This window comes from Candidatus Amarobacter glycogenicus (genome assembly GCF_016704105.1).
Lineage (GTDB): Bacteria > Chloroflexota > Dehalococcoidia > Tepidiformales > Tepidiformaceae > Amarobacter > Amarobacter glycogenicus.
Map to the genome: position 1 here is coordinate 1 of NZ_JADJAT010000014.1, position 7071 is coordinate 7071.

A 7071-nucleotide genomic window follows, 5' to 3' on the forward strand; every position below is an offset into this window, starting at 1 on the left:
GTAGCCAGTGATATCTTGACCTGCGTAGGACAACCCACCAGCCAGACCGAGAATGGCTCCTGCACCGGCGGCAAATTCGCTGCGGCAAACTCGCTCACGCTCTGGCCCGCCGCATAATCCCATTGCCAGTCCAGCCCAGGAATGCCCTGGTCCAACAGGTTGTAGTAGACACCCCAGCAACTGGGTTGATAGTTCATGTTCTGTGCGCGATCACCCACACCGGCGCCCCATGGCGCTGCCGCGCACAATCCTGCTGGATCTGTACCGAGAGGATTATTTCCGACATAGGAGTATCTGTTGAGATTTTGCGGATTCCCTGCCCCGGCATCCCTATCCCCTAGTGCAAACCGCGCCAGCGTCGGGTCGTAGTATCTCGCAGCAGAAATACAACCCGCCAGCCACCCTCATCCAGCACCCGCCCGGTGAAGCGTCGCTGCGTTCGTCGGCGTCGCGCCGACGGGCGTCCTCGACTCTCACCCACGGCTTGTACCAAACTCCGCCTGCGCCACCGCTGGCGCCATTGGCCGTCACCGTCGTGCTGCCCAGGTGATCGCGCAACAGCCAGTACAACACCCGCCACGCGCACCGCCACGCGCTGACCGTTGAAATAGTAGTATTTCGTGTGCGTCGTCGCGCCGCCAGCCACCTTCTTCTCGTACAGATTGCCGATCGTGGTGACCGTCTCCCCGTTCATCACGCTCTTGATGCGGGCGCCATCGGCGTCATAGGTGTAGTTGGCCGTCGCCGCCCCGCTGATGCTGACCAGGCGATTCTCGTCGTCATACGTCAGGGTGTAGGTGTTCCCCCCAATCGTGCGCCGCCGCATGTTGCCGTTCTGATCGTAACAGTAACTGCTGCCGTTGCTTGTGCTTACCACCGCATGCTTCTTCACCAACGCACCTTCCGGGCAGGTGCTTGCCTGCGCCACCCCGTAGCCGTACGTCCCCTGTCCCGTCTTGCTGATCAGGTTCCCGCGTTGTTGTAGCTGTAGTCCTTATCTCACGCCCGTCCCGGTCCCATCGTCGTAGCCCGCGCAAATCGCATCACCCGTGAAGCCGCTCAACAGCCGATCCAACCGTCGTAGCTGAAGCACTGCCGCTGACCGGTGTTAGCGCATCCACGATCCAGCGCACATTGCCGGCCGTATCGTAGCCATACGTCAGGTCCTTGCAAACTGCTGGCATTCGCCGACGTTCCTGCCTTCACCTGCTGCAAGCGCCCCAGTCCGCCGCTCGCTGTCCAGGGATGGTAGGTGAACGCCATCTGCACCACCGGGATTGTTGTTGCTGCTCTGCTTGCCCAGCGCTCAACCGCGTCAGCCTTCCGGCCACACTCATACACCGCATTCCCGCTGCGCACATAATCCACACTGCTGTACATCCGCCCGGCAGCCCCTGCGCTGTGTACGCCAGGTTGACCGTCTCCGCACTCTGGGGTCCGAAATCAGCCTCAGCACCCGTCCGCCGAATCATAGGCGTAACCGAGGGTGTACGCCTCCCCATCAATCGTGTGCGTTTTCCGCCGTCACCCGGCTGCGCTTGTCGGGGTCCAACTCGCGCTGTTGTTGACATCGCCGCCCACATATCGCCCTCATCCCGGTGCGCCGCCTCGCCGAACTGCGCTGGCCCCATCGAACGCATCATAGCTGTAATCGGCCAACACCGTCCCGCATCGGCTGCCGCTCTGCCATTTCTGCGTCAGCCGATTCAGTCCGTCAGCCAAACCCTATCGTGACATTCCGCGCATCGGTCTGCGCCACCAGGTTCCCGGCCGTGTCGTACGTGTAGCTCCACGCACCCATGTCCGGATCGTTCATGCTCATCTTGCGCCCCAACAGATCGTACGTGATCGTGGTCACCGCCCCATCCGGCCCGGTCATCTGCACCAGCCGATCCGCCACGTCGTAGGCGTAGGTCGTCAGGCCGTTCGCGTTCGCATTCCAGGCCGGCGTCGGGCACTTGACCGTGCCCCGCCCACCTGCCCCAGGTACTCCTTGACGCTCGCCAGCCGCCCCCACGCATCGGTCTCCGTAAGCGCCTGCAAGTATCTGTAGGTGATATCGTTGCCCTGGATCGTGATCTGCTCACGAATCACCGCGGTCTGCCGATTCTGGTAGTACGTGCAGGTCTTGCTGCCGTCCGCCTGCGTGACCTGCGTCACCCGTCCCAGCCGATCGGACGTTGACTGCGTCGCGGCCAGCCCACTCCAGTTCACCGCCTGGTACGTCACTCCGCTCACCGTACTCGTGTACGGCGCCGAACTGGCTGCCAGGTTGCCCAGCCCATCGTAGCGCTGGCTCACCAGGCTCCACTGGCCGCTGCTGTACTCCTTCTGCACCTGCCGCACACGCCCCAACCCATCGTAGAACGTGCGCTCCTCCAGGTAGGTCGCACTCGCACCTGGCGTCGCCGTTGCCGTCATCGCGCAGCAAATGTCGCTGCACATACAGCCCCTGGTCCGTCGTGTAGACGATCTTCTCCGTCGCCGGGTTGCTGAACCCCGCCCCCGGCTTACGCACCTCCGTCAGCCGGCCAAACGTATCGTAGGTGTAGAACGTGACCGCCTCGTTGGCGTCGGTCTCGCTCTGCACCTGTCCCACCAGCCCGCTGCCCCCCGCCGTCGCATTGATGCCGTAGCGCGTGATGGTCGTCGTCAGCGTCGCGCCGCCCAGCCCGCTCGCCGGTTGTACGCTGACCGCCAATGGGTAGCTGTGAAACAGGCTGTCATAGGTCGTCGTGGTGCTCTGTCCGCTGGCCGTGGTTTCGTCCTGGCGATTGCCGAAAGAATCATAGCCATAACTGGCGGCTTTCACCCAGTTGGCGTCACAGGCGCTTCCCCCCTGTCCCGCCTGCCACACCTCTCTCACCTGCCCAGCCGTCGGCGCCTGGTTGTACGCCGCATAGCCGCTGTAGTTGTCGTAGATGGTGCGCGTCTGCCCCTGGCATGTCCCGCTTTCGCTCCGCGAACAGCTTCTCCTCCGCCACCCGATTGACGATGTAGGTCGTGCCGTCATTGCGTGGGGAATAGACCCGCTTGATCGTTCGGTATGGTATCGTTGGCGCGGCCTCGCTGTATAGCCGGGTCAACAGCAGATTGCCATACGCCGCATCGTAGGTGAAGACGCTCCTGGTGTAACGCAGCGGCGGGTTCGTCCCGTTCGGGTCCGCCACATAGTCGGTCTTGTCTTGCGGATAGACGAAAGTCATCCCGCCCGGCGTACCCACGCTGGTCTCATTCCAGGTCTGGTCGCTGCGCGCCAGCAATAGTGCCGCCGGAACCTGCGCGCCTCTGTCTTGGACAACCTGCCCTTCCAGCGGTGCTGGTTGGTCGTGGTGTGGAACCACTGCTTCAGCCGCGTGTCCGGCTGACCGCTGCCGATCAAGGCACCGCTCCCCACCTGGATGGCCTCCGCCTGACCGAACCCGCCCCGCCTCATCATCCCAACTGCTATTGTCGTACACGTATTGCGTCACGATGTCGGGATCGCTCCGCCCCCCCGCCGCCACTCCTGCTGCACCACCATTCCGCCGCTCGAACCGCCGTACGTAATCTCCACCGTCCCTGGTAGCCGTTGTTCACCGTCACCATGTGCCCCATCCGTTCGTGCCGCTGCCGTAGGTGTAGCTGGTTGGCGGTAGCGCATTGCTGCCGGTTCCATAACGCGTGATCGTGCTCAAGCACAGCCGGCTCTGCGACGGCGCCGTCGGGTTGATGAACGTCGTCATGCCCAACACCAGCTTGTGCAGCAGCGTGTTGTTGGCCATTCCTCCACCCGCTGCCGGGTATTTCCGTGTCCAGAAAACCTGGTAGCCGGTCTCGTCGAAGTGCTCGGCCCGATCCTCCCGGTTCTGAGTAGGTCAGCTTCACGAAGGCGCCGTTTGGCCCATAGCTGATCTCCTTCACCTGCACCGCACGCACCTGGATGGCTCATCATTGGTGGAGTTGCTGGTCGAACAGTCTGCTGGCAGGACTCCGCCTGCCGTGTGCCTTCGTAGTCATAGCTGAACGTCAGACGATTAGGCGTCGTTGGCGTGGTGTCGCGCACCTCGGTCAACACCCACTTGGTGAAGCGATGCACCACCCGCATCTCCTCGGGCTCCCAGTCGCCGCCGCTGCAGTCGCGTATGTATAACGCCGGCTCGAAGTGATAGGTGATGCCGCTTTCGGTCGTCACCTCCCAGACCAGGTTGTCTCGATTGTACAGCCCGGATGTAGCCGGCAGATCGATTGTCCCGAAGGGATTGTTGTATTCAAAATACTCCATGACCGGATAGTCAGGGTTGGAAGCGGTCGGCCGGCGGATCTTCAGGAAGGGGGTCCTGCACGCTGTAGAAGTTCCGCCGTGTTCCCTCCAATCGTGGGTCACGCCGTTCAGGGGTCAGGTGTACTTGCCCGTGTCCAGGCTACGCAAGATGTAGCTCAACCCGCCGAGATCCCAGCCCCACCCGGCCAGTTGATGATGTCCGTCGCCGGCCAGGCTGCGGCTGCTGTAGTCCAGGCTCCAGCCCAGGCGCCAGTCCACCCGCGGCCCCGGCGCGCTGCGATCGGGTAGCTCACGGTCCAGGCTCCGTTGTACAACTGCGACTGCACCCCTTCGACCCCCGGCGCCGGTTCCGGCACAATGCTGTTGCCGGCCGCAAACAAGGTGAAGTGCGTCAGCGTGGTGATCAGTTGTCTTTGCTCCTGATCCACGCTCGTTGGCAACACCACCCAGCGCCCGTCGGCTGCACCCTGGAAGAACAGCGTCGCGCCCGGGGCCAGGGGCGTTTGCTATCGCCGGCCGCCGGATCGCGATAGCGCAGCGTCAACCCACCGCAAACTGCGTCACCGGCAGTCCCGACATCTCCGTGGCGCTCGAAGCCGAACAGGAAATCAAGGTTCGCAGGCTGATCGGGATCGCTCTCGTGCGGCCGATAGCGCAGCAGCGTCGGCGCACTCACCGCGCCCGGCCGCGCATCCACCTGCACGCGGCCATCCGCGCTGAGCAGCACCCCGCCCTCGCCCGGCGTCAACCACACCTCATCCGGCCCAGGCGTCGGCGTCCAGGTGGCCGTCGGCGTTGGCGTACACTCCTCATCATCCTGGCAGGGCGGTGGTGTGGCCGTCGGCGTCGCCGTCGGCGTGGCGGTCACCGCATCCGGCCCGGGTGTGGCCGTCGGCGTCGGCGTACACTCAAGCCTGGGCAGGACACCTCATTCGTCGGTGTCGCCGTCGGCGTGGCGGTCGGCGGCTCGGCCGTGGGCGTCGGCGCACAGTCCTCGCCCAGGCAGGGCGCCGCGGTGATCGTGATCGCCGCACTGGCCTGCACCGCCGCGCCACCTCCGCTCACGATGGCCGCGGTGTTGGTGATGACCTGGCCGCTGACCGCGCCCAGCGCCTGCGCCTGGAACGTGCCGGTCAGCGTCGCGCCCGCAGCCAGTTGACCGATGGCCCATTCCAGCCGGCGTTCGGCCTCAACGTAGCTGAATTCCCCCTCCCCGGCCGGCCAGTAGGTCAGTTCCAGCGGCAACGTATCGCTCACCACCAGCCCGGTCAGGGTGCGGTCGGCCAGGGTGTTGCTGATGACCACGGTGTAGGTCACGACGCCGGATGGCTCGACCAGCACCGTCGCCGCGGCCAGCGTCAACTGCACCAGCGCAGGCGCGGGCGTCGCACCGGGATCGGAAATGAGATCGAAATTGGGATCAGGGGACATGGGTTCAGTAGTGGTATTTATCTGGAGTGGGGGGTAGCAGCAGCCGCCGTGGAAAAGAGCAGACTGCAAACTACCAGCAGATGAACCAACGACGACAGAGGCACGAGGCCGCAGGAGCAGAATGTCGGGAGAGAGGGAGAGAAGTAGAAGAGGAAAAGAGAAGTAGTAGAAAACAAAGGCGTAACATGACAACGGACTCCTTTCGTGCAACAATCGAAGCGGATGGGGTCAGGGACATTTTCTGACTGCTGAAGGAGTCGCGGGCGGGAGCGAGTCTCTCGCCGGGGACTTCCGAATTCGGGAGGCGACCTCGGAAGGCGGGGGCATGCTTGTGGCTGGTCACAGCACAGCACGCGCGGCGATCTGTCAAGAGGCAAAATTTGGGGCAACAGTGGTCCGTTGGGCGGACGATTGACCACAAGAACGTAGGACTGGAAGTAGCAGAGAAGATTCGCAGATTAGCGTGTTTGCGCTCTTGTGTTCTGTGTGGCAATCCGTCCCAGCTTTCTCTGCCACGATTTCACTAGTACTGCGTTCGGGGCCTTTTCAAGTGTCAATTGGTGCATTACGTTAGCAAAAAAATCCACCGGCTTGACTCTTCGAAGATTTTGCTAGAGTTCCGAAAGTGGTTTCGTCGGTGGCTGGCGTCGCTTTGTTCCTGACCAGGCGCCGCCACCCGAAGGCAAAACCCGATGGCCAGGAGCGAAGAGGGCCGACCAGCCAGAAGAAGAAGAGGGTATTAGTACGGCAAGGCCCGGTTTGACTGACAGGATCAATCAGCCCCTCGTTGAGGGTCCGGCGGGGCTGATAAGCGCGATCCAGCAACCCCTGGACAACGGCGCATGGCCGCACGACCCCATGTCGTTGATGAGTCGTCTGCACCGGAGGGTGAAGATCGCGCCCAGCGGCGTGCCGCCTACCAGGCCCAGGAAGCGGCCCGGCGATGCCGAGCACGAATGCGAACGGCCCGGCGCACGGGGACGGCAAGTCACGCCGACCAGGGCGTCCAGCGGGGCGGCCGTTGTTGTCGCTGTTGGTCAGCAACTGCGCAAGGCCAACGGGAGGTGACGGCGGGGCCGCATAGATCAAGCCAGGCCACGCCGGTTGGGAGGGCGCCGAGCGATGCCGGTGTGACCAGGCGCCGCGGTTGCTACCCGATCGTTCTGTTTCCGCTCCAGTCACGTCAGGCGACGGGTTGCTGATACAGGGTTCGATCAACGTACATAGCATCTGTTCTCGCTCGGACGTTGGTCGGAAGCGGTTGATCACTCTTAAGGAAGAATTTGACGGCGGCGTCATCTCGTTGTAGTTCACATAGAGCACCGCGATGTTGGGCTGGCCGGCCAGCCAGGGCTCGACTTTCTGCATGTTGCTTT

10 protein-coding genes are annotated in these 7071 nt (G+C 63.2%); all 10 read right to left on the minus strand.

Going from position 1 to position 7071, the window contains the following annotated elements; all coding sequences use genetic code 11:
- Positions 1–218: hypothetical protein (locus IPG14_RS10945; RefSeq protein WP_343391851.1), on the minus strand; the 218-nt coding region annotated here is incomplete at its 3' end.
- Positions 219–337: 119 nt separating this feature from the next.
- Positions 338–928: a hypothetical protein gene (locus IPG14_RS10950; RefSeq protein ID WP_343391852.1), complete on the minus strand. Its 591-nt coding sequence runs from the start codon at positions 926–928 to the stop codon at positions 338–340.
- A 786-nt stretch (positions 929–1714) separates the two neighbouring features.
- On the minus strand, positions 1715–1900 hold the full coding sequence (locus tag IPG14_RS10955; RefSeq protein WP_343391853.1) for an RHS repeat domain-containing protein: 186 nt from the start codon (positions 1898–1900) through the stop codon (positions 1715–1717).
- A gap of 17 nt (positions 1901–1917) precedes the next feature.
- Positions 1918–2445, minus strand: coding sequence for a hypothetical protein (locus tag IPG14_RS10960; RefSeq protein WP_343391854.1), 528 nt, complete (start codon positions 2443–2445; stop codon positions 1918–1920).
- A 377-nt stretch (positions 2446–2822) separates the two neighbouring features.
- Entirely contained in the window at positions 2823–3206 is a 384-nt protein-coding gene (locus tag IPG14_RS10965; protein ID WP_343391855.1) for a hypothetical protein, read from the minus strand.
- A gap of 375 nt (positions 3207–3581) precedes the next feature.
- On the minus strand, positions 3582–3764 hold the full coding sequence (locus tag IPG14_RS10970) for a hypothetical protein (protein WP_343391856.1): 183 nt from the start codon (positions 3762–3764) through the stop codon (positions 3582–3584).
- 614 nt (positions 3765–4378) lie between these two features.
- Entirely contained in the window at positions 4379–4522 is a 144-nt protein-coding gene (locus IPG14_RS10975; protein WP_343391857.1) for a hypothetical protein, read from the minus strand.
- 145 nt (positions 4523–4667) lie between these two features.
- Complete coding sequence (locus IPG14_RS10980) at positions 4668–5012, minus strand: hypothetical protein (RefSeq protein ID WP_343391858.1); 345 nt, start codon at positions 5010–5012, stop codon at positions 4668–4670.
- Between the two features lie 116 nt (positions 5013–5128).
- Positions 5129–5695 (minus strand): hypothetical protein, encoded by a 567-nt coding sequence (locus IPG14_RS10985; protein WP_343391859.1) that lies wholly within the window; start codon positions 5693–5695, stop codon positions 5129–5131.
- A gap of 570 nt (positions 5696–6265) precedes the next feature.
- The coding region (locus IPG14_RS10990; protein WP_343391860.1) for a hypothetical protein at positions 6266–7071 on the minus strand (806 nt) is incomplete at its 5' end.